Raw genomic sequence first — 20,970 nt, 5'->3', positions numbered from 1 at the left:
ACGCGACCGTTCAGGGTCGTTCAGGAGTCGAAGTCGACGACGACCTCATCGCTGACGGGGAAGGTCTGGCAGGTGAGGACGAAGTTCGCCTCGACCTCGGCGTCCTCGAGGGCGTAGTTGCGGACCATGTCGACCTCGCCGCCGCAGATCTTCGCGCGGCAGGTTCCGCACACCCCGCCCTTGCAGGCGAACGGCAGATCGGAGCGCGATTCCTGTGCGGAATCGAGGATGGTCTTGCCCTGCGACATCGCCGAGGTGGTGCGGCGTCCGTCGATGACGACCGTGACCTCGCTGGTGGCGCCTTCGACGACCTTGTCGGCGTGGACGACCTCCGGCGGCGGTTCGTCGACGTAGAAGAGTTCGAAGTGGATCCTCTCCTTCGGCACGTCGAACTCGGCGAGCACCCTGCGGGCGTCTTCGAGCATCCCGAAGGGACCACACAGCCACACATGGTCCATGCTGCCGATCGGGACGATGGCGCTCAGCAGCTGCCGCAGCTTCTCCTCGTCGAGGCGGCCGGAGAAGAGTTCGACTTCGCGGGGTTCGCGGGAGAGGACGTGGACGAGGTCGAGCTGCTGGTTGCGGGCGTCCTTGAGGTCGGCGAGCTCCTCGGCGAACATCACGGTGTTCGTCTTCCGGTTGCCGTAGAGCAGGGTCACCGAGGCTTCGGGGTTCGACAGCACGGTCGACGCGATCGAGAGCATCGGGGTGATCCCGGATCCGGCCGCGATGCACAGATGCCGTCCGCCCTGGTCCGGGTCGGCCCGGAAGCTGCCCGAGGGCGGCTGGACCTCGATGACGTCGCCGGCACGGACCTCACGCACGAGCCAGAGGGAGAAGAGCCCTTCGGGGACCTCACGCACACCGATGCGCGGGTCGGATCCGGCCGGGGCGCAGATCGAGTAGGTGCGGCGGTGCTCCTGCCCGTCGATGCGGCGGCGCAGGGTCAGCGACTGTCCGGCGGCGAAGTCGAAGAGCTCGGCGTACTCCTCGGGCACATCGAAGGTCACGGCCGCGGAATCCTCGGTGAGGTGGTCGACGGACTTCACGGTCAGCGGGTAGAAGCTCGACCGGGAGGAGCCGTCGGCGCGCTGGGCGGTGGGGGCCGCCTCGGCGGTCTGATCGATCGTCTGGGTCATCAGATCTCCTTCACATGGTCGAACGGTTCCAGGCAGTCGAGGCACTGGTACATGGCCTTGCACGCGGTCGGGCCGAATTCGGAGGACAGTCTCACGTTCTCCGACCCGCACAGCACGCAGCTCACGGCGCGGCGGGTGGGCATGAGGGTCAGTGCCACCGGCCCCTGCCGGTGCGGTGCGGCTCCGGGCGGGGAGATGCCGGCATCCCTGAGTGCCTTCTTGCCGCGTTCGGTGATCCAGTCGCTCGTCCACGCCGGGGACAGGGACACGCGCACCTCGGCGTCGGGGAAGCCGGCGTCGAGGAGTTCGCGCTGTAAGTCATCGCGCATCGTCGCCATCGCCGGGCACCCCGAATAGGTGGGGGTGATCGTCGTGATGACGCGGCCATCCTCGATGCTCACATCACGGAGCACGCCGAGGTCGAGCAGCGTAAGCATCGGCATCTCGGGGTCCGTCACGCGTTCGGCGGCGGCACGGGCACGATCGATCGCCTCGGCGTCGGTGCCGGTCGGGTGGGTCTGCAGCATGGCGGTCACCACTGTCCCTCCGGATGCTCCCGGGCGACGACCTGCATCTCCGCGAGCAGCTTCGACAGGGCTTCGGTGTGGAGTCCGTCGCGGCCTTTGCGACCGTGCACGCCGACCCCGGCCAGCGATCCGCGGCCGGGACGATCGATGCCGGCGGCGGCGAAGACCTGGTCGATGATGACTCCGGCTTCGTCGGCCACCTCGGCGGGGTCGACGCCGATTCCGGCTTCGGCCACGGCGGCCTCGACCGGGTGGGATTCGAAGAGTTCGGTCCACAGCGGCCACAGCCCGTTCAGCGCGCTGAGCAGGCGGGACTTCGATTCCTCGGTGCCGCGGGCCAGGGTGAGGACCCAGCGTCCGGCGAAGTCGCGGTGGTAGGACATCTCCTTGACGCCCTTCGCCGCGATCGCGGCGAGCACGGTGTCGCGGCTGGTCGTCAGGCGTTCGAAGATCGACAGGCGCCAGGTGGAGTAGATGAGGATCTTCGCGACCGCCTCGGCGAAGTCGCCGTTGGGGACCTCGGCCAGGCGGACGTTGCGGAAGGCGAGGTCGTTGCGGAAGTACGCGAGCCGATCCTCATCGGGCACGGGTGAGCCCTCGGGCAGTTCGGGCACGAGCTCCGGATCGGCGGCCGCGGCGCGGGCGAGCAGGAGTCGGGCCTGCCCGAGGAGGTCGAGGGCGATGTTCGCCAGCGCGATATCCTCTTCGAGGTCGGGGGCGTTCGAGCACCATTCGGAGATCCGCTGGGAGAACACGAGCGCGTCATCGCCGAGCATGAGGCAGTAGGCGCCGAGGTCCTTCGCGTCGACCCCGTCGGGCACGGTCGTGTCGACGCCGGCCAGCGGGTCCTCGAAGTCGGTGCCGAAGGCCCAGTTCGCATCGTTGACGAGCAGGCCCGAGTAGGCGTTGTCGTGGGTGCCGTGGTCGACGTTGGTTCCCGCTTCATCGTGTTCGACGTGAACGGTGGGTTCGTTGTTCGCAGTCATTCGTCTCCCCTTCTCACATGTGGGGGACATCGTCGGGGATGTCGTAGAAGGTCGGATGCCGGTAGACCTTGTCGCCGCTGGGGGCGAACATCGGATCCTTCTCGTCCGGGCTCGAGGCCGTGACATCGGCGGAGCGGACGACCCAGATGCTCACGCCCTCGTTGCGTCGGGTGTAGACGTCGCGGGCATGGTGGATGGCCATCTGGTCATCGGTCGCGTGCAGCGACCCGACGTGGACGTGGTTGAGTCCGCGCTTGCCGCGCACGAAGACTTCGTAGAGCGGCCATTCGCCGCGGGTCGCACTCGCCGAGGCGGTGCCGGGGTTGGTCTCGGTCATTTCGCTGCCTCCTCGGCGGTGGTGGTGGAGCCGTCGGCGGACGGCACGGTGGGGGCGGCCGCAGTGGTGGCGTTGCCCGCGGTGGGGGCGGCCGCCTCGGCGTTCTGGTTCTCGGCGAAGGCGAGCGCGGCTTCGCGCACCCAGGCACCGTCGTCCCAGGCGCGCTTGCGGTGGGACACACGCTGTTCGTTGCAGGGCCCGTCGCCCTTGACGACGGCCCAGAACTCGTCCCAGTTCGGTGTCGAGAAATCATAGTGTCCGCGCTCTTCGTTCCACTTGAGGTTCTCGTCGGGGAACGTCACGCCCAGCGCCTCGGCCTGCGGAACGGACATGTCGACGAACTTCTGGCGCAGTTCGTCGTTCGTGTGGGTCTTGATACCCCAGGCCATCGACTGCTCGGTGTTCGGGGAGTTGTCATCGGGAGGGCCGAACATCATCAGCGAAGGCCACCAGAAGCGGTCGACCGACTCCTGGACCATGGCCCGCTGCTCGTCGGTGCCGCGCATCATCGTCATGAGCAGTTCGTAACCCTGACGCTGGTGGAAGGACTCCTCCTTGCAGATGCGGATCATGGCGCGCCCGTAGGGGCCGAAGGACGTCCGGCACAGCGGCACCTGGTTGCAGATCGCCGCACCGTCGACGAGCCAGCCGATCGTGCCCACGTCGGTGTAGGACAGGGTCGGGTAGTTGAAGATCGAGGAGTACTTCTGGCGGCCGGCGATGAGCTTCTCGGTGAGTTCGTTGCGCGTGGCGCCGAGGGTCTCTGCGGCCGAATAGAGGTAGAGGCCGTGACCGGCTTCGTCCTGGACCTTGGCCAGCAGGATCGCCTTGCGCCGCAGCGAGGGGGCACGGGAGATCCAATTGCCCTCGGGCTGCATGCCGATGATCTCCGAGTGCGCGTGCTGCGCGACCTGGCGGATGAGCGTCTTGCGGTAGGCCTCGGGCATCCAGTCCCGCGGTTCGATCCGGTCCTTGGCCTCGATCGTCGCGTCGAACTGCGCTTCGAGTTCCGCTTCATCGTAGCGATTGTCGTTCACTTGAGTCGTCATGACCACTCCACCCTTGGATGTGCCCTTGTCAGGACCTGCCTCGGTCAGCGGCTGCCGACCTCCCCATCGGTCCGACCATCGTCAGACCTCTGATCCAGGGCATCCATTTACTGACCATTTGTTCTGTATTGTTGCCACCAGTGTCGCACACCCCCGGCCCGGGTGCAATGCCGCCCCCGCGAACGGCTTCTATGCGCCTATCTTTCGCACACAGGCGCCCACCCGGCGCATCTGCCGGTCGATCCAGAGCGGCCTCGGCGCCTCGGGTTCAAGGAGTCGTCGCAACACCTGTCGGATCGACCAGACAAACTTCCTCCGGCCCAAGCGGCGCCTGCCGAATTTAGGTCAGCATCGGATACTTTCAGCGCCGGAAAATGTCCGATAGCGACCTATATTTCTCGGAAACTATCCGATAGCGACCTATTCCCGCTTCCGCTTGACGATGCGTGCGCGATTCGCAGGCCGGATCATCGTGTGACTTGACAGCGGCGACTATCGGAACGATATTTATTGACCAGATGGTCGTTTATTCTCCGACGGGCTGACCGTCCGGGATCACGGGGAACTCTCACCGTCGTCCACACGCAGCGGCGCAGGCACTCCTCGTGCACCGGCGCCAGAACCCGCGACTCGAGGAGGAGCCGACCTTGGGACAGCCCACCCACGATACGACGACCGCGGAGTCACAGACCCCGAACACCTCCACCCCCACCGAGGCGGCTCCACAGCCCGATCCCACAGGATCCACCGAGGCATCCAGCACCGGGGCAGCCCCACACGCTCCCATACCCACCGGCGCCGCCGCGATGTTCGCCAATGACCGCGCCTCACAGCACTTGGGCATCAAGGTCGATGACCACGGACCCGGCTGGGCGCAGTGCTCGATGACGATCACCGAGATCATGACCAACGGCCACGACATCACGCACGGCGGCTACGTCTTCCTCTTCGCCGACACCACCTTCGCCATGGCCTGCAACTACCCGGGCTCGATCACGGTCGCCTCGGGCGGAGACATCGACTTCCTCAAACCCACCTTCATCGGCGACGAACTCATCGCCCACGGCCGTGAGGTCATCAAACAGGGACGCTCGGGCATCTACGACGTCACCGTCACCCGCGGTGACGAGATCGTCGCCACCTACCGCGGTCGCTCCCGCACCCTGCCTCCCCGCACACCGTGACCGGCAGCAGGCGGGCGCAGCGCTGACGCGGCCGATGCCGCCGCCTGCCCACCCCCAACCACCCGCAGAGGACACGACGCCGGAGTCGGTGCCCCTCCTCGGCGGTCAGCGGATCGGACGCCCCGTCCGAATCCGGCACAGAGAAGAATTTCGCAAGGAGACGATGATGACTGACACCGACCTCGACGCCGGCGAACGGATGAGCCTCGACGAGCTGCGCGCCGACCAGCTGAAGAACCTCAAGACCACGGTGACCTCCGTATATGAGCAGGTGCCCTTCTACCGGAAGGCCTTCGACGAACTCGGCGTCAGCCCTGCGGACATCACGAGCCTCGACGACATCGCGAAGCTGCCCTTCACGACCAAGCAGGATCTGCGCGACAACTATCCCTTCGGGCTCTTCGCGGTGCCGCAGGAGCAGGTCGCACGCATCCACGCCTCTTCGGGCACGACCGGCCTGCCGACGGTCGTCGGGTACACGATGGGCGACCTCGACCGATGGGGTGCCCTCATCGCGCGGTCCATCCTCGGCGCCGGCGGCGAGCGCGGACAGATGATGCACAACGCCTACGGCTACGGACTGTTCACCGGCGGCCTGGGCGTCCACGGCGCCGAACGTCACGGCTTCACCGTCGTGCCGATCTCCGGCGGGCAGACTCCGCGCCAGGTGCAGCTCATCCAGGACTTCAAACCGGACATCATCACGGCCACGCCGACGTATCTGCTCACCATCCTCGACGAGTTCCATCGCCAGGGCATCGACCCGACGTCGACGAGCCTGAAGACCGCGATCTGCGGTGCCGAGCCGTGGACGGACGAGATGCGCAAGGAGATCGAGCAGTCCTTCAACATCAACGCCGTCGACATCTACGGCCTCTCCGAGGTCATGGGACCCGGTGTGGCCTGCGAGTCGGCCGTGACGAAGGACGGTCCGACGATCTGGGAGGACCACTTCTACCCGGAGATCGTCGACCCCTTCACCGGAGAGGCGCTGCCCGACGGCGAGGAGGGCGAGCTCGTCTTCACCTCGCTGACGAAGGAGGCGCTGCCGATCATCCGCTACCGCACGCACGATCTCGCGACCCTGCTGCCGGGAACCGCACGCCCGAACTTCCGCCGGATCTCGCGCATCACCGGCCGCTCGGACGACCTCATGATCATCCGCGGGGTGAATGTCTACCCGGCCAACGTCGAATCCGTGCTCTTCGAGTTCAGCCCGCTGAGCCCGCATTTCCAGCTCCTCCTCACCCGCCCCGGCCGGATGGACGAGATGACCGTCGAGGTCGAAGCCCGCGAGGGCGTCGGTGCGATCGAACTCGAGGGCCTCGACCGTCTCGTCGCGGCCCGCATCAAGGAGCGCCTCGGCGTCTCCTGCGGCGTCGACATCAAGCTGCCCGGCGACCTGCCGCGCTCGGTCGGCAAGATGAAGCGCATCATCGACCGCCGCGAAGGCATCCGCTGAGATGACGTGCGTCTCCGTGCGTCACGCGGCAGCCGATTAGACTGATCAGCATGCCCGAATCGTCCTCATCCGCGTCGGATTCCCTCGCCGAGGCGGCCGCCCGGTCCCCGCGCTCCGCCGAGTCGACATCGTCGACCGCCGCCCCCAAGCGCTCGCGCCGCGGTCGCCCCGGCTATGACCGGGAGACGCTCATCAACAGGGCCACCGAGGTGTTCGTCTCCCGCGGCTACGACGGCACCTCGATGGACACCGTCGCCCGGGAGCTCGGCATCACGAAGTCGGCGATCTACCATCATGTGAAGTCGAAGGAAGAGCTGCTGCGGTTGGCGATCAACCGCGGCATCGACGCCTTGGACTCAGCCGTCGAAGCCGAGAGCCATCGGACCGGGATCACCGCCCTCGAACGGCTGCGTCTGGCCGTGCGGGCCAGTGTGCTCATTCTCATCGAGTACCACCATTCGGTGACTCTGCTGCTGCGCGTTCGCGGGAACTCGGCCATCGAGCTCGAGGCCCTCGATGCGCGTCGCGCCATCGACGAGAAGATCCGCAGTCTCGTCTCCGCGGCGATCGACGAGGGCGGACTCCGCTCGGACTTCAGCCCCGGGCTCATCACTCGCCTGCTCTTCGGCATGGTCAATTCGATCACCGAGTGGTACCGCTCGAGCTACCCCATCGACCCCGACACCATCGCCGAGGCGGTCACCACGATGGCGTTCCAAGGGCTCGAGGCCTGAACCACCGGCCCTGGCCCGCCCAACAAAGTTGCGGGCTTGCGGAGCACTCAGCTGCGGGCCGTGGGGCACTCGGTTGCGAAATTGTGGGGCACTCAGTCGAAGTCGGTCGCCGCACCGGCAGCGAGAATCCACCCCAGCGTCGCCTCCGTCTCGGCCAGTAGCCGATCGCGCGGAGGCTCGTAGCCGCTGATGACCCAGTCGACGACCACCTGCAGCCCGGCACCGACGAGGACGTCGCCGAGGACCCGCCGTCGAGCCGGTGTCAGCGGCGGGCCCGCAGTCACCTCCGCCAGACGACCCACGAGCTCGTCGCCGATGGCGCGAGCGTATGAGCGGTACAGCTCATCGACCCGGGCGCTGACTCCCAGGACCTCGAAGAGGTGGACGCGCGCCCAGACCGGGTTGGCCTGCACCCAATCGAGGAAGCCGGCGACGAAACCGCGCAGCACCTCGCGAGCCTCACCACCGCCGCCTGCGAGCACCGCCTCGCGCAGATCGGCGACCACCCGCGCATAGACGGCACAGAGAAGGTCCTCGAGCGTCGCAAACGACTCATAGAAATAGCGCTTATTCAGCCCCGCCTCGGCGCAGACCGCACCGACGGTCGCGGCCCGATAGCCGTGGAGGCCGAAGATCTGCGCACCGGCGGCGATGATTCGTTCGCGCCGTGCACTCTCGCGGGCTCGGCGGCTGGCACCGGCATAAGGTCGTCCATGGTCGCTCACACTGTGATGTTGACAACATTCCACGCCGATTGCAAACTGGTACGACTCAGTACCAGAAGGAGCGAGGATGCCCGAGGATGCCTGACAGAACCCATGGAGACGCGGCGCTCAATGCCGCTCGGCGAGCGCGGGACCTCGCGGCGGCCACCGCCGACGACACCGTCGACCTCGTGGTCATCGGCGGCGGATTCACCGGTGTCGGCGTCGCCCTCGACGCCGTGACCCGGGGACTCAGCGTGGTCCTCATCGAACGCGGCGACCTCGCCTCGGGCACGAGCAGCTGGTCATCGAAGCTCGCCCACGGCGGTCTGCGCTATCTGGCCAAGCTCGACTTCTCCATCGCCTGGGAATCCGCCCTCGAACGCGGTCGGCTGATGGGCAGGATCGCACCGCATCTCATCCGTCCGCTGCCATTGGTCATGCCCCTCCATTCCGGGGTCGGCCGCCTCGATGCCGCGATGTTCGGAATCGGCTTCTTCGCCGGCGACGTCCTGCGCAGGCTCGCACGCACTCCGGCATCCCTGCTGCCCCGTCCCAGTCGCGTCTCGGCCGCCGCCGTGCGCGAGCAGGTTCCCGCCGCGGACGCCGAGGGACTCCGCGGCGGCCTGCTCAGCTGGGACGGTCAGCTCATCGACGACGCCCGCCTCGTGGTGGCCCTGGCCCGCACTGCCGCCGTCCACGGCGCACGCATCATCACCTACGCCGAGGCCACCGATATCGAACCCGGTCAGGTCGGTTTCGTCGACGAGCTCACCGGCGACCGGCACACGGTGCGTGCGAAGCAGATCGTCAACGCCACCGGAGTCTGGGCCGATACCTTGGCCGATGAGGTCGAACTCGCACCCAGCAAGGGGTCCCACCTGCTGGTTCGAGCCGAGCGCCTCGGCGACCCGGAGGTCGCGATCACGGCACCGGTGCCCGGCCATTTCGGTCGCTTCGTCTTCGCGGTCCCCTGGCACGAGGGGCTCGTCATGGTCGGTCTCACCGATTCCCCGCACCATGGTGCGGTTCCCGACCGGGCGATGCCCGATGACGAGGACCTCGACTTCCTGCTCGCAACCATCAACACCGCCCTGGCCGAGCCTCTCGCCCTGGACGACATCGTCGGCAGCTACGCCGGGTTCCGGCCGCTGCTGAAAACCTCGGGCTCTTCCAGCGCCGATCTCTCCCGCAGGCACGCACTGCTGCGGGACCCGCGCACCGATGCGCTGACCATCGTCGGAGGCAAACTCACGGAGTATCGGCGCATGGCCGAGGATGCCGTCGACGCCGTCGTCGAAGGCGGAGGCCTCACGGCCGGCCCGTCTCGGACGAAGTCGCTCGGACTCGTCGGCATCGGCACCCCCGATCCGAACCTGCCGGAGGCGCTGATCCGCCGCTACGGCACCGACGCGGCCAGCGTCGCGGCCTATGCCGAGTCCGATCCGACCCTCGGCGGCCCGGTGCGCACGGGCATCCCCTACAGCGGCGCCGAGGTCCGCTTCGCCGTCGACCACGAACTGGCCATCACCGTCGACGATGTCATCGACCGCCGTTCGCGGTGGGGGCTCGTTGAGGCCGACCGCGCCGATTTCGCCTCTGCCGTTCGCAGGCTGGCACCCGAACTGATCGTGAACACACAGGAAGAAGGATGACGCTGATGGACACCCCTCAACCGAGGATGCGCTGGTGGGGCTGGGGCGAGGACGGACACGACGGTCCCGTCAAACCTGGAGCGAAGAAGATGCTGAACAAGGTCTGCGGTCGGTCCGCCGGCGTCGTCAATCCGCCCATCGATCTCGACGACGTGCAGCTGCCCGCCCCGGCACTTCCGCGCGAGGCGTTCGCGCGCATCGCCGAGCTGCTCGGCGCCGGTCACATCCGCGACGATCATGCCCGGCGGGTCTCGCACTCCGTCGGTCGCAGCACCCCTGACCTCATCCGTCTGCGCAGCGGTGTGCTGAGCTCGGCCCCGGATGCTGTGCTCTATCCCGGCACCGACGCCGAGGTGGACGAGCTCCTGGCCATCTGCCAGGAGGAGCGGATCTCGGTCGTCCCCTTCGGAGGCGGCACCAGCGTCGTCGGCGGCATCGAGACCGTGCGCGGCGAGTTCAGCGGCAGCGTGTGCATCAGCCTGGCCCGGCTCGATGAGGTCGTCGACATCGATGAGGAGTCGCTGACAGTGACCGTTCAGGCCGGCGTCTTCGGCCCCGACCTCGAGGAGAAGCTCCAGGCAGCCGGCTTCACGCTCGGACATTTCCCGCAGTCGTTCGAGTTCAGCACCGTCGGAGGCTGGGTCGCGACCCGTTCGGCCGGTCAGCAGTCGACCGGATACGGACGCATCGACGCCAAGGTCCTCGGTCTGCGCTGCTCGACGCCCACCGGTCCCGTCGAGCTGCGCCCCTCCCCCGCCTCGGCGGCCGGCCCCGATCCTCGGCAGCTGATCGTCGGCTCCGAAGGCACCCTCGGCATCATCACCGAGGTGACGCTGGGCATCTCGCGCCTGCCGGAGGTCAGCCTGCCCGATGCCTGGTTCTTCCCCGATTTCCATTCCGGTGCGGCGGCGCTGCGGGAGATGGAGCAGACCGGTCTGCGACCGGATATCGCCCGGCTCTCCGACGTCAACGAGACGGCCTTCGGGCTCGCGCAGCTCGGCAGCGGGGTTCAGCGCAAGGGTGTTCTCGCCGTCCTCAGGGCCCGCGGCATCACGACCCCGTGCCTGCTGGTGCTGCGCTATGACGGGCAGAGGGCCTCGGCGCGGATGCGGCGGGCCGATGGACGCGACATCGCCAAGAGACACAAGGGCGTGAGCGTCGGCGGCTCCCCGGAGACCATGTGGGAGAAGCACCGCTTCTCGACGCCGTATCTGCGCGATCAGCTGCTCACGGAGGGAACGCTCGTCGACACCTTGGAGACCTCGGCTCCGTGGAGCGCGATCGAACAGCTCCACGACTCGATCGGTCAGGAGATCGAGGAGTCATTGGCGAAGCGGGGCACCCCTGCACTCGTGCTGTGCCACATCTCCCACCTCTACTCGACCGGCTGCTCCCTCTATTACACGATCTTCGCGCGCCAGGAGGAGGGCCGGGAGATCGCCCAGTGGAAGGCGCTGAAGACCGCGGCCAGCGATGCCATCATCGCCGGCGGCGGCACGATCACGCATCACCATGCCACCGGCCGCGACCACGCTCCGTGGATTCCCCGTGAGACCGGTGAGCTGTGGGTGCGGATGCTGCGCGCGGCGAAGGCCGAAGCGGATCCGGTGGGGATCATGAATCCCGGCAAGCTCATGAACGGACCGGATCAGCTGTGACAGCCGCTTCGCCTCCGCCGCTGCCGGTGATCCTCAACCCGACCGCCCGTCACGGAGAGGTGGGGCGGCGGATCGGGCCGATGAAGGCCGCCTTCGCTCGGAGGAGCTTGCAGGTCGAGGTTGTCGAGAGCCGCAGCGAGGCGCACGCGGGGGAGCTCGCCGCCGAGTTCGCCGGCCGCGGTGCGCCCCTCGTCGTCTCGCTCGGTGGAGACGGCCTGGTCCGCGCCGTCGGTGCCGGACTCCTCGGGACGCAGACGTCCCTGGGCATCATTGCCGGTGGCCGCGGCAATGATTTCATTGCGAAGCTCGGCATTCCGAAGGACGTCGAGGCGGCCGTCTCCGTCATCGCCGACGGATATGACCTTGCCATCGACACCCTCGACCTCGACGGGCTCATCTGCGTCGGCAATGTCAGCCTCGGCTTGGACACGACGGTGCAGGACTACGCCGATTCGACTCGCCGCATCAAGGGGCACTGGGTCTACCTGTACGGACTCATCCGCGCGATCAGGAGACCGACGCCCATCGACCTCGTCCTCACAGTCGACGGCGAGAGGCGCGGATTCCATGGGCTCTCGGCAGGTTTCGCGAACTCCGGCCGCTACGGCGGCGGGCTGAAGCTGTCCCCCGATGCGCAGGTCGACGACGGACTCATCGACGTGGTCCTCTTCGAAGACACGCTCGTGCCGCGCCTGGCCGCGGAGCTGGTCTCGTTCATGCTGGTCAGGCTTGGGTGGCACCCGCACATCAGCCTCAGTCACGCCACCGAGATCCGCATCGACACACCCCCGGGCGTGGATCCGGTCGTCATCATGGCCGACGGCGATGCGGTCGCTCGGACGCCGGCCACGCTCACGATCCGACCGGCCTCACTCAAGGTCCGCGTTCCACAGGACCGGAGAGCGTAACCGACCCGATGCTCCTCGTCTGCCGCAGGCAGAGACGGGGTTGCCCCACGCGAGCCCGGATGCCCTCAGTACTCCTTGGCCACCAAGGTGAGCACATCGTAGTTCGCGACGGGCTCCTCGTTCTGGTTGACGACCTGAGCGTCCCAGCGGACCTCCCCGTACTCGTCGGTCTCGCGCGGGGTGATGCGCTTGGCGGTCAGCGTCACCTTGAGCTTGTCGCCCGGGGAGACGGGCGTGATGAAGTTGAGCCCCTCGAGGCCGTAGTTCGCGAGCACCGGGCCGGGGTCCGGCTGGACGAAGAGTCCGGCGGCGAAGGAGACGATGAGGTAGCCGTGGGCCACGCGTCCCGGGAAGAACGGGTTCGCGGCGGCCGCCTCCTCATCCATGTGTGCGTAGAACGTGTCCCCGGTGAAGTTCGCGAAGTGCTCGATATCGTCGAGCGTGACCTCGCGCCATTCCGAGTCGAGGGTGTCGCCGAGGCGCAGGTCCGCAAGCGACTTCGTGAACGGATGCTCGCCGAGGCGGCGCTGCGATCCGCTCACCCATTCCCCGCCGATCGCGGTGAGCATGTCCGGGGAGGCCTGGATCGCGGTGCGCTGCATGAAGTGTTCGACACCGCGCAGTCCGCCCATCTCCTCGCCGCCCCCGGCCCGTCCGGGACCGCCGTGGATGAGGTTCGGCAGAGGCGAACCGTGGCCGGTCGACTCCTCGGCGTCGTCACGGTCGAGGACGAGCACTCGCCCGTGCCAGGGTGCGATCCTGCGGACGAATTCGGTGGCGAACTCGCGGTCGTGGGTGACGACCGAGCCGACCAGGGAACCGCGTCCGCGGGCGGCCAGACGGACGGCCTCCTCGGTGTCGGAATACGTGATGATCGAGGTCACGGGGCCGAAGGCCTCGATGTCGTGGACGGCATCGGCCCAGGCGTCATCGGCCTGGAGCACGGTGGCTGCGACATAGGCGCCGCCGTGTTCGGCGGCGAGGCGATCTGACTCCTCACGCCCGCCGGTGAGCAGGTGCGCTCCGCCGGCGAGGATCTCGTCGATGGAGTCGAGCACGTCGGCGCGCTGCTTGTCGGAGACCACCGGGCCCAGGCGGGTCGACTTCTCACGCGGATCGCCGACGCCCTGGGTGGCGAGCTTCGCGACGATGGCTTCGCTGACCGCCTCGGCGTGGGCAGCGGGGACGAAGGTGCGGCGGATCGCGGTGCACTTCTGGCCGGCTTTGACCGTCATCTCGGCGACGACGCCGGAGACGAACAGGTCGAATTCTTGCGTGCCGGGTCCGGCATCGGGACCGAGCAGGGAGAAGTTGAGCGAGTCCGCCTCGGCGAAGAATCGGGTGCCGCGCTCCGTGACGCAGTCGAGCCCGGACAGGCGGCGGGCGGTGTCCGCCGAGCCGGTGAAGGCGATGGCGTCCTGCTCGGCGAGGTGGTCGAAGAGCGGGGTGACGTCGCCGCTGACGAGCTGGATGGCACCTTCGGGCAGCAGGCCGGAATCGATCATGTCGGCAACGACCGCGCGCGTCAGGTGAGCGGTGTCGGTGGCGGGCTTGACGACGACGGGGACGCCGGCGACGAACATCGGGGCGAACTTCTCGAGCATGCCCCAGACGGGGAAGTTGAACGCGTTGATCTGCAGTGCCAGACCCTGTCGGGAGGTCAGGATGTGGCGACCGACGAAGGTGCCGTTCTTCGACAGTCGCTCGACACCGCCGTCGAGGTGGACGGTCGAGTTCGGCATCTGGCGACGGGCGACGCCGGAGTAGGTGAAGAGGGTGCCGATGCCGCCCTCGATGTCGACGAAGGCGTCGCGCTTCGTCGTGCCGGTGGTGAAGGAGATCTCGTGGTAGTCCTTCGTCCGCTCCATGAGGTGGGCGCCGAGCTGTTTGAGGATCACACCGCGCTGATGGAAGGTGAGCTTCTGCAGTTCGGGGATGCCGACCGTGCGCGCATGTTCGTCGACGGCGGCGAAGTCGAGGCCGGCCGAACTGACCTGGTGAAGGAGCTCACCGGTGGCGGCGTCGTGGACGGAGCGGGCGGACTCGGTCGCACCGGGCGTGTGCCAGGATCCTGCCACATAGGAACTGAGAATTTCGGTCATGCTTTGCTCTCCCTGGTGAAACGACGTCTCCCGGTTCACGGCGACCGCATTCGGCACCGCTGCCGATTCCTCCACAATATACTAACCAATCGGTCGGTAATTGTCATCGGACGACGGCGGAGGCGGAGCCGCGCTCAGGATGCGGCCGACGCCTCTGCGCAGGAGTGACACGGCGCATGTTCTGCCCTATGATCGAGACCAATTACTGACCAGACAGTCAGTCCCCCGCCACCTGTTCACCGACGGCACCGGCGATCACTCACGGTCGAGTATCACCGCCACCGGTGAGGTGCACGGCAATGTCGCCCAGCAACCGAAAGATCCGCTTATGTCCACGACAGCATCCGGCCCGTCCGCATCGCATCCGGCAGCACCCGCATCGATCACCCGCGAAGAGCGCAAGGTCCTCGCCGGCACCCTCGTCGGCACCACCATCGAGTGGTACGACTTCTTCATCTACGCGCAGGCCGCCGGGCTCGTCCTCTCGGCCCAGTACTTCGGGCCGCTGGCCTCAGACAATCCGGCACTCGGCCAGATCATGGCGTGGGCGTCTCTGGGCATCTCGTTCCTCTTCCGACCGTTGGGCGCGATCATCGCCGGCCACCTCGGCGATCGCATCGGACGCAAGAAGATGCTCGTGCTCACGCTCATTCTCATGGGGGCGGCGACTTCGCTCATCGGTCTGCTGCCGAACTACGCGATGATCGGCGTCGGCGCCCCGATCCTGCTCACTCTGCTGCGGATCCTTCAGGGCTTCTCCGCCGGCGGCGAGTGGGGCGGAGCCGCACTGCTGTCGGTCGAGCATGCACCGATCTCCAAGCGCGGCATCTTCGGTGCCTACCCGCAGATCGGCGTGCCGGTCGGCATGATCCTGGCCACCGGCGTCATCTGGATCCTGACCACCGTGCTCAGCCCCGAACAGTTCGCGAGCTTCGGCTGGCGCATTCCGTTCCTCTTCTCCGTCGTCCTCGTCCTCGTCGGCTATTACATCCGGCGCCAGGTCGAAGAGAGCCCCGTCTTCGCTGAGCTGGCCGAACGCAAGGCCGAATCCTCCGCGCCGCTGGGCACCCTGTTCAAGAAGAACACGAAGGAAGTCGTCCTCTCCGCGCTCATCTTCATCGGCAACAACGCCGTGGGCTACATGATCATCGCGTTCTTCGCCGCCTACGCCTCCCGACCGATCGAGGACGGCGGATCCGTCGGCCTCGACCGCGCACCCGTGCTGCTGGCGACGACGCTGGCAAGCTTCGGCTGGCTGATCTTCACGATGTGGGGCGGGGCGCTGTCGGACAGGCTCGGCCGCGTGCGCACCTTCCAGATCGGCTACATCCTCCTCATCGTCTGGCTCATCCCGACGTTCCTCATGATCGACATGGCCAACATCTGGGCCTACGGCATCGGCATCTTCGTCCTCACCGTCGGTATGGGCCTGTCCTACGGTCCGATGTCGGCGATGTACGCGGAGATGTTCCCCGCCCAGGTCCGCTACTCCGGTGTGTCGATCGGCTACGCGCTCGGCGCGATCCTCGGCGGCGCCTTCGCCCCGACCATCGCCGAAACGCTGCTCGCGGAGACCGGGAAGTCCATCTCGATCGCGATCTACATGATCATCGTGTGCATCATCTCGCTCATCGGCGTCAGCCTCGTCAAGGAGACCAAGGGCGTCGACCTCGGCATCACCAAGCACACGAGCTGAAACGCCCGGAGTGGTCCCGTTCGCTGCCTCTATGCTGGTGACGGGCCCGATCTGACCGGCAGGACGAGCCCTGGATCGACGACGAGGAGGATGCCCGCATGCCACCGGCCACGGAGCTGAGCCACACCGACATCGAGGCGGCCGCCGCACGGACCGGCGGGCGGGTACGGCCGGTCACGGTCACCTCGGCGCCGGAGGACGGGATCTTCTTCGCGCTCGAGTTCCTCCAGCACACGGGCACGTTCAAGGCCCGCGGTGCGCAGAATTTCATCCGCGCACACCTGGATGCCGGCACCTTCCCCGAGGCAGGGGTGACGATCGCCTCGGGCGGGAACGCGGGGCTCGCGTGTGCGTGGGCGGCCCGTGCGGCCGGGGTGCCCGCGACCGTGTTCCTGCCGACCACGGCCCCGAGCGTCAAGGTCGATCGGCTGCGCTCCTACGGGGCTCGCGTCGAGCTCGTCGGCAGCGAATTCGCCGAGGCGGCCGCCGCCTGCGACGAGTTCGTCGAGTCGTCCGGGGCGCTGGCCTCCCATGCCTACGACCACCCGCTCATCGCCGCCGGCGCGGGCACGCTCATGACCGAGATCCTCGGGCAGGTGCCCGATCTCGACACGGTCGTCGTCTCGGTCGGCGGGGGCGGGCTGTTCGCCGGAGTCGCGACGGCCGCTGCCCATCACGGAGTGCGCACGGTCGCGGTCGAGCCCAAGAACTGTCGGGCGCTCAATGCTGCACTCGAAGCGGGCGAACCGGTCGATGTCACGGTCGATTCGGTGGCAGCGGATTCGCTCGGAGCCCGGCGGGCGACGCCGCTGGGGGTGGCGGCTGCGCGGTCGGATCTGGTCACCTCGGTGCTGGTCGACGATGCGGCGATCAACGCCGCTCGGGAGCACCTGTGGGACGAGCATCGGCTCGCCGTCGAACATGCGGCGGCGACTGCACTTGCGGGGATCGACGGACCGCACCGCTCCGGTCAGTCGCGTGGATCGGACCGTTCCGACAGTTCAGGCGCCTCTGGCCCAGGCGCCTATGTGCCGGCTGCGGGCGAGAAGGTCTGCGTCATCCTGTGCGGGGCGAACACCAGCCTCGGAGATCTGTGACGCCGGCGGATTCCCGGCCCGAATGATTCCAGTGCTGACGGTCCTTAACTCTGGCGGTCCTTCGACCTCAGCGAGGCTTTGATGAGACCGAAGATCGCCATCGCGACAACCACGGCAATGATGGCCTTGACGAGGAACCACGCGATCGAGAACGCGATGTTGACCACCCACCAGGCGATGATGACGGCGATGATCGCGCCGATGATGCTCCACACGGTACTCATCTTCATGCCTCAAGCCTAGGCTCGAGCGCGGGTGGGTGCAATGACGGCCCGCACCATCCCAGCCGATCACCAGCTCCGGCTCATATGGCGATTCATCCCGGCAGCCCTCATCCCAGCGGCTGACATACCCGCCCTCATCCCGCCAGCTGGCGTTCCGGCACCCCTCATCCCGCCAGCTGGCTGGTCTCACCCCTTTAGTGCACTTCGCCATCAGGTTTGGTGCAGAACACCGTCACATTACGTACGGGCCATCAGTTCGCGTCATGATGATATGGACGAAATGTGGAAGTGCGACGCAACGTCGGCCGACGCACCAGCAAAACGCCGACTCAACCGACCGACGCGCCTCGACCGACGCACCTCAGCAAAGCGCCGACTCGGCCGGCGCCCCAGCAGAGCGCCGCCTCGGCAGAGCGCCGGGTCAGCCGACCGGCTCGGCACCGGCGGTGCTGACGGCTCGCACGGCTCCGGCCGTACGCACGGCGCGGGCCGACCAGCGACGGTCGGCGAAACCGACCTCGATCGGATGGTCGAAGGCGGCGGAGACCTTTTCGGAGGTGAGCACCTCGCCGATGGAGTCCGCGGCGGTCAGTCGTCCTTCGGAGATGAGTGCGGCGTGCGTCGTCGTCTCGGGGATCTCCTCGAGGTGGTGTGTGACCAGCAGTGTCGCCAGCTGCGGCGAGCGCACCGACAGGTCGTCGATGGTCTCGAGCAGCTGTTCGCGTGCTGCGACGTCGAGGCCGGTGGTCGGTTCGTCGAAGAGCAGCAGCTGCGGATCGGCGATGAGCGCACGAGCCACGAGCGTCTTCCCCCGCTCCCCCTGCGACAGCACCTTCCAGCCCGCGTCCGCACGCGAGGTCAGCCCCACCTCGGCGATGAGGGAGTCGGCTTTCGCCACCTCGTGCGGTTCCGGTTCCCAGCGCAGGGGGCGTTCGACGGTGCCGGTCAGGCCGGTGAGGACGACCTCGCGCACGGACAGGTTCGAGCGCAGCGGATGGCGCGGATTCACGTGCCCGATGAAGCGGCGGAGGGCGGCGAGTTCGACGCGGCCCATCCGGGATCCGAGGATGTCGACGGTGCCGGAGGTCGGGAACACCTGCGCCGAGGCGAAGCTGAGCAGAGTGGACTTTCCGGCCCCGTTCGGTCCGATGAGCACCCAGTGTTCGCCGGCTCGCATGCGCAGGTCGATGCCGTGGAGGATATGCGTCTGCCCCCGTCGGAACGTCACCCCGGCAATATCGAGGACGGTTTCGGCCACGTCCCACTCTCCTCTTGAGTTCGCTGCTCGGCGGGTTCCACGCCGAAGGTCCCGCCGTTCGGCCGGGCCCATTCGAGTCTAGGCCCACCCCTTGTCGAAGCCGCCGCCATCGGTCGCGGCCGCGTTCCACATATTGGATCGCGGAGTAAGACCTCTGACTCGTCGACGATCGCAGAATGAGACGCTCGACGCGCGTTCTTGGCCTGATGCCCCGCGGTCCGACCCTTCATTCCGCCGCTCGGGCGCACGGGCCATAATGGGGGCATGCACAATGGCGCCGACCCGAATGAGGAACTCCGCGAGGAACATCGCATCAGGATGCGTGGTCGACTCCTCCGCCGCTCCGCGTCGTTCAATGTCGCTCATGCCGTCGACTCGCTCGAGCCCGGCACCGGCGCCCAGAGCATCCAGCGCGCACTGACGCTGCTCAACCTCGTCGGCCTCATCGCCGGTGAGCGACGCGAAGGCGCAAGCCTGTCCGAACTCGCCTCGATCAGCGGCCGCCCGAAGGCCAGCGTCCACCGCATGCTCCAGGCGCTCATCGCCATGGGTTATGTCGAACGGCTCGAGGAAGGCGGGTACCGCCTCGGCGTGCAGTCCCAGATCCTCGGGCAGCTGGCGCAGAAATCGGTCGACCCCCTGGTCACGGAGTCCGAGTCGAGCCTGCTGCGCCTGGCCGAGCTCAGCCACGACACCGTGTTCCTCACCCTGCGCACCGGCAGCTACTCGATCTGCGCGCGCCGCGAGGAGGGCTTCGGCGAGATCTTCAACAACGCCCTGTCCGTGGGCGACCGGCACCCGCTGGGCATCGGGGCCGGGTCCTTGGCGATCCTGTCCGAGCTCTCCCCCGCCGAGGTGGACGCCCAGTTCGAGGCCAACGCCGAGATCCTCGCCGAACGGTATCCGAAGGTCTCGGTCCCGCACCTGCGCGACATCATCGACCAGGCCCGCATCGACGGCTTCGTCCACAATCCCGGGCTCTTCGCTCAGGGATCGTGGGCCGTGGGAGTGCCGTTGCGCATCCGCGGCTCCCGACCGCGCGCGGCTCTGTCGATCGCGAGCATCGCCGACCGCGTCACCGGGTCCCGGGTCGAACGCCTCGTCGCCCTGCTCCGTCGTGAGGCGAAGGCCATCTCCGAGGCGCTGAGCTCGCAGACCGACCCGGCCCCGGACTCCGGCGACCTCTGAGGCCCTGTCTCATCTGGCTCGTCCGCCCGGCCCCTTCCCTCCGCCCCGCCGCGCGGCCCTTTCGTTCCGCCGGCACACCTCACCCCGCCGAGGCGGCCCCGCGTTCGGCTGCCACCGTTTCGAGGATCTCTCCCATCCATCCGACCGCTGCCGGGTTCGGTCCCGTGCGGGTGACGAAGGAGACCCGTCTGGTGCCGAGGTCCTGCTTCGCCGGTCTGATCTCAACGGCGAAGCCCGTATCGACGGCGGCCTCCGTCGTCAGCGCACAGCCGAGTCCTTCGGCGACGAGTCCGTGGATCATATAGAGGTCGTCGCTGCGCATGAGCTCACGGACCTCGAGTCCGAGTGACCGGTAGACGCGATTGAGCACGCGCACCGAGGCTTCGGACTCATTGCGGCTCGACACCCACGCGACCTCACCCATCTGCTCGACGTCGAGCACGTGCTGCTTCGCCAGCTGCCCGTCACGGGCGACCATGACCCGGTAGGGCTCGTCGAGCAGGGTGCGCAGCCTCAGTTCGGGTCCGGCGAATTCGGGCAGTTCGGGGATGTCGTAGATGAGGCCGGCATGGACCTCACCGCTGTGGAGCATGCGCACCACCTCGCTGGGTTCGGCCTCGACGACCTCGACGCGCACCGACTTCTGCGCCTGCAGTTCGGCGATCGCGGCCGGCAGCAGGCGTGAGCCGATCGAGGAGAAGGATCCGATCCGCAGGGTGACCACGCCCGCGTCGCGCTGCGCGGTCACGAGCTGTTCGGCGCGGTCGATGCGCTCGAGCACGGGCGCGATCTCCGCAGCGAAGGACTCGCCCAAGGGCGTCAGCCGGGCTCCGCTTCGGGCCCGCTCGACGAGCTGCACGCGCAGATGCGATTCGAGTGTTCGCAGGTGGTGGGTCACGGTCGGCACTCCGTGGCCGAGCACCTCGGCGGCGCGGTTGAGGCTCCCCACCTCCCGGACGGCCTGGAGGACCCGGAACTGCTGCAGATTCATCATGGTATAGACACTATGACAGTGTGACCGATTTCTTGCTATAGCGTAGATCTCTTCGCTTCCGTAGCGTG

General features: G+C 67.6%; 19 protein-coding genes. 9 read left to right on the top strand and 10 right to left on the bottom strand.

Annotation, left to right across the window (positions count from 1 at the left end; translation table 11 throughout):
- Positions 1–20: 20 nt before the first annotated feature.
- The 5 genes from paaE to paaA are packed head-to-tail and all read right to left on the bottom strand — an operon-like array spanning position 21 to position 4,038.
- Positions 21–1,139, bottom strand: a complete 1,119-nt coding sequence (paaE, locus tag ACPUD7_RS03850) for a 1,2-phenylacetyl-CoA epoxidase subunit PaaE (RefSeq protein WP_425119182.1) — start codon at positions 1,137–1,139, stop codon at positions 21–23.
- Positions 1,139–1,666 carry a 1,2-phenylacetyl-CoA epoxidase subunit PaaD gene (gene paaD / locus ACPUD7_RS03845; RefSeq protein WP_425119255.1) on the bottom strand — a complete coding sequence of 176 codons (528 nt, stop codon included), beginning with the start codon at positions 1,664–1,666 and terminating at the stop codon, positions 1,139–1,141. Before paaD ends, paaE begins: the two co-directional genes overlap by 1 nt.
- A gap of 5 nt (positions 1,667–1,671) precedes the next feature.
- Positions 1,672–2,652, bottom strand: coding sequence for a 1,2-phenylacetyl-CoA epoxidase subunit PaaC (gene paaC / locus ACPUD7_RS03840; protein WP_425119181.1), 981 nt, complete (start codon positions 2,650–2,652; stop codon positions 1,672–1,674).
- Positions 2,653–2,665: 13 nt separating this feature from the next.
- Positions 2,666–2,989 (bottom strand): 1,2-phenylacetyl-CoA epoxidase subunit PaaB, encoded by a 324-nt coding sequence (gene paaB / locus ACPUD7_RS03835; protein ID WP_425119180.1) that lies wholly within the window; start codon positions 2,987–2,989, stop codon positions 2,666–2,668.
- Positions 2,986–4,038: a 1,2-phenylacetyl-CoA epoxidase subunit PaaA gene (gene paaA, locus ACPUD7_RS03830; protein WP_425119179.1), complete on the bottom strand. Its 1,053-nt coding sequence runs from the start codon at positions 4,036–4,038 to the stop codon at positions 2,986–2,988. The genes paaB and paaA overlap by 4 nt, the downstream gene beginning before the upstream one ends.
- 647 nt (positions 4,039–4,685) lie before the next feature.
- On the opposite strand from paaA, the gene paaI reads away from it, so the two are divergent.
- The 3 genes from paaI to ACPUD7_RS03815 all read left to right on the top strand — a co-directional run bounded on the left by paaI (position 4,686) and on the right by ACPUD7_RS03815 (position 7,418).
- Positions 4,686–5,222 (top strand): hydroxyphenylacetyl-CoA thioesterase PaaI, encoded by a 537-nt coding sequence (gene paaI / locus ACPUD7_RS03825; protein WP_240689555.1) that lies wholly within the window; start codon positions 4,686–4,688, stop codon positions 5,220–5,222.
- 166 nt (positions 5,223–5,388) lie between these two features.
- Positions 5,389–6,684: an AMP-binding protein gene (locus tag ACPUD7_RS03820; protein WP_135537854.1), complete on the top strand. Its 1,296-nt coding sequence runs from the start codon at positions 5,389–5,391 to the stop codon at positions 6,682–6,684.
- A 50-nt stretch (positions 6,685–6,734) separates the two neighbouring features.
- Positions 6,735–7,418 carry a TetR/AcrR family transcriptional regulator gene (locus tag ACPUD7_RS03815; RefSeq protein WP_135537570.1) on the top strand — a complete coding sequence of 228 codons (684 nt, stop codon included), beginning with the start codon at positions 6,735–6,737 and terminating at the stop codon, positions 7,416–7,418.
- 92 nt (positions 7,419–7,510) lie between these two features.
- Here the strand turns inward: ACPUD7_RS03815 and ACPUD7_RS03810 are convergent, their stop codons facing one another.
- Positions 7,511–8,143 (bottom strand): TetR/AcrR family transcriptional regulator, encoded by a 633-nt coding sequence (locus tag ACPUD7_RS03810; RefSeq protein ID WP_167854328.1) that lies wholly within the window; start codon positions 8,141–8,143, stop codon positions 7,511–7,513.
- A 77-nt stretch (positions 8,144–8,220) separates the two neighbouring features.
- On the opposite strand from ACPUD7_RS03810, the gene ACPUD7_RS03805 reads away from it, so the two are divergent.
- From ACPUD7_RS03805 to ACPUD7_RS03795, 3 genes are read left to right on the top strand one after another with little or no spacing between them, the layout of a single operon-like run.
- On the top strand, positions 8,221–9,777 hold the full coding sequence (locus tag ACPUD7_RS03805) for a glycerol-3-phosphate dehydrogenase/oxidase (protein ID WP_135537572.1): 1,557 nt from the start codon (positions 8,221–8,223) through the stop codon (positions 9,775–9,777).
- A 5-nt stretch (positions 9,778–9,782) separates the two neighbouring features.
- Positions 9,783–11,435: an FAD-binding oxidoreductase gene (locus ACPUD7_RS03800; RefSeq protein ID WP_135537573.1), complete on the top strand. Its 1,653-nt coding sequence runs from the start codon at positions 9,783–9,785 to the stop codon at positions 11,433–11,435.
- Positions 11,432–12,343 carry a diacylglycerol/lipid kinase family protein gene (locus ACPUD7_RS03795; protein WP_167854329.1) on the top strand — a complete coding sequence of 304 codons (912 nt, stop codon included), beginning with the start codon at positions 11,432–11,434 and terminating at the stop codon, positions 12,341–12,343. Before ACPUD7_RS03800 ends, ACPUD7_RS03795 begins: the two co-directional genes overlap by 4 nt.
- 65 nt (positions 12,344–12,408) lie before the next feature.
- Here ACPUD7_RS03795 and paaZ read toward each other — a convergent pair whose 3' ends face one another.
- Positions 12,409–14,445, bottom strand: coding sequence for a phenylacetic acid degradation bifunctional protein PaaZ (gene paaZ, locus ACPUD7_RS03790; protein ID WP_135537575.1), 2,037 nt, complete (start codon positions 14,443–14,445; stop codon positions 12,409–12,411).
- A gap of 328 nt (positions 14,446–14,773) precedes the next feature.
- Between paaZ and ACPUD7_RS03785 the strand changes: the two genes are divergently transcribed.
- Together ACPUD7_RS03785 and ACPUD7_RS03780 are read left to right on the top strand one after the other, a co-directional pair.
- Positions 14,774–16,141: an MFS transporter gene (locus ACPUD7_RS03785; RefSeq protein WP_135537576.1), complete on the top strand. Its 1,368-nt coding sequence runs from the start codon at positions 14,774–14,776 to the stop codon at positions 16,139–16,141.
- A 98-nt stretch (positions 16,142–16,239) separates the two neighbouring features.
- Positions 16,240–17,238: a serine/threonine dehydratase gene (locus ACPUD7_RS03780; RefSeq protein ID WP_135537577.1), complete on the top strand. Its 999-nt coding sequence runs from the start codon at positions 16,240–16,242 to the stop codon at positions 17,236–17,238.
- Between the two features lie 44 nt (positions 17,239–17,282).
- Here ACPUD7_RS03780 and ACPUD7_RS03775 read toward each other — a convergent pair whose 3' ends face one another.
- The gene (locus ACPUD7_RS03775) at positions 17,283–17,468 is read right to left on the bottom strand and encodes a hypothetical protein (protein WP_135537578.1); all 186 of its coding nucleotides are present in this window, start codon (positions 17,466–17,468) and stop codon (positions 17,283–17,285) included.
- Between the two features lie 415 nt (positions 17,469–17,883).
- Positions 17,884–18,720 carry an ABC transporter ATP-binding protein gene (locus tag ACPUD7_RS03770; RefSeq protein ID WP_135537579.1) on the bottom strand — a complete coding sequence of 279 codons (837 nt, stop codon included), beginning with the start codon at positions 18,718–18,720 and terminating at the stop codon, positions 17,884–17,886.
- Between the two features lie 264 nt (positions 18,721–18,984).
- On the opposite strand from ACPUD7_RS03770, the gene ACPUD7_RS03765 reads away from it, so the two are divergent.
- The gene (locus ACPUD7_RS03765) at positions 18,985–19,908 is read left to right on the top strand and encodes an IclR family transcriptional regulator (protein ID WP_425119178.1); all 924 of its coding nucleotides are present in this window, start codon (positions 18,985–18,987) and stop codon (positions 19,906–19,908) included.
- A gap of 79 nt (positions 19,909–19,987) precedes the next feature.
- Here the strand turns inward: ACPUD7_RS03765 and ACPUD7_RS03760 are convergent, their stop codons facing one another.
- Entirely contained in the window at positions 19,988–20,902 is a 915-nt protein-coding gene (locus ACPUD7_RS03760; RefSeq protein WP_425119177.1) for a LysR family transcriptional regulator, read from the bottom strand.
- Positions 20,903–20,970 lie beyond the last annotated feature (68 nt).

Source organism: Brevibacterium sp. FAM 24630 (assembly GCF_049804075.1).
Lineage (GTDB): Bacteria > Actinomycetota > Actinomycetes > Actinomycetales > Brevibacteriaceae > Brevibacterium.
This window is presented reverse-complemented; position numbering and strand designations above follow the sequence as displayed.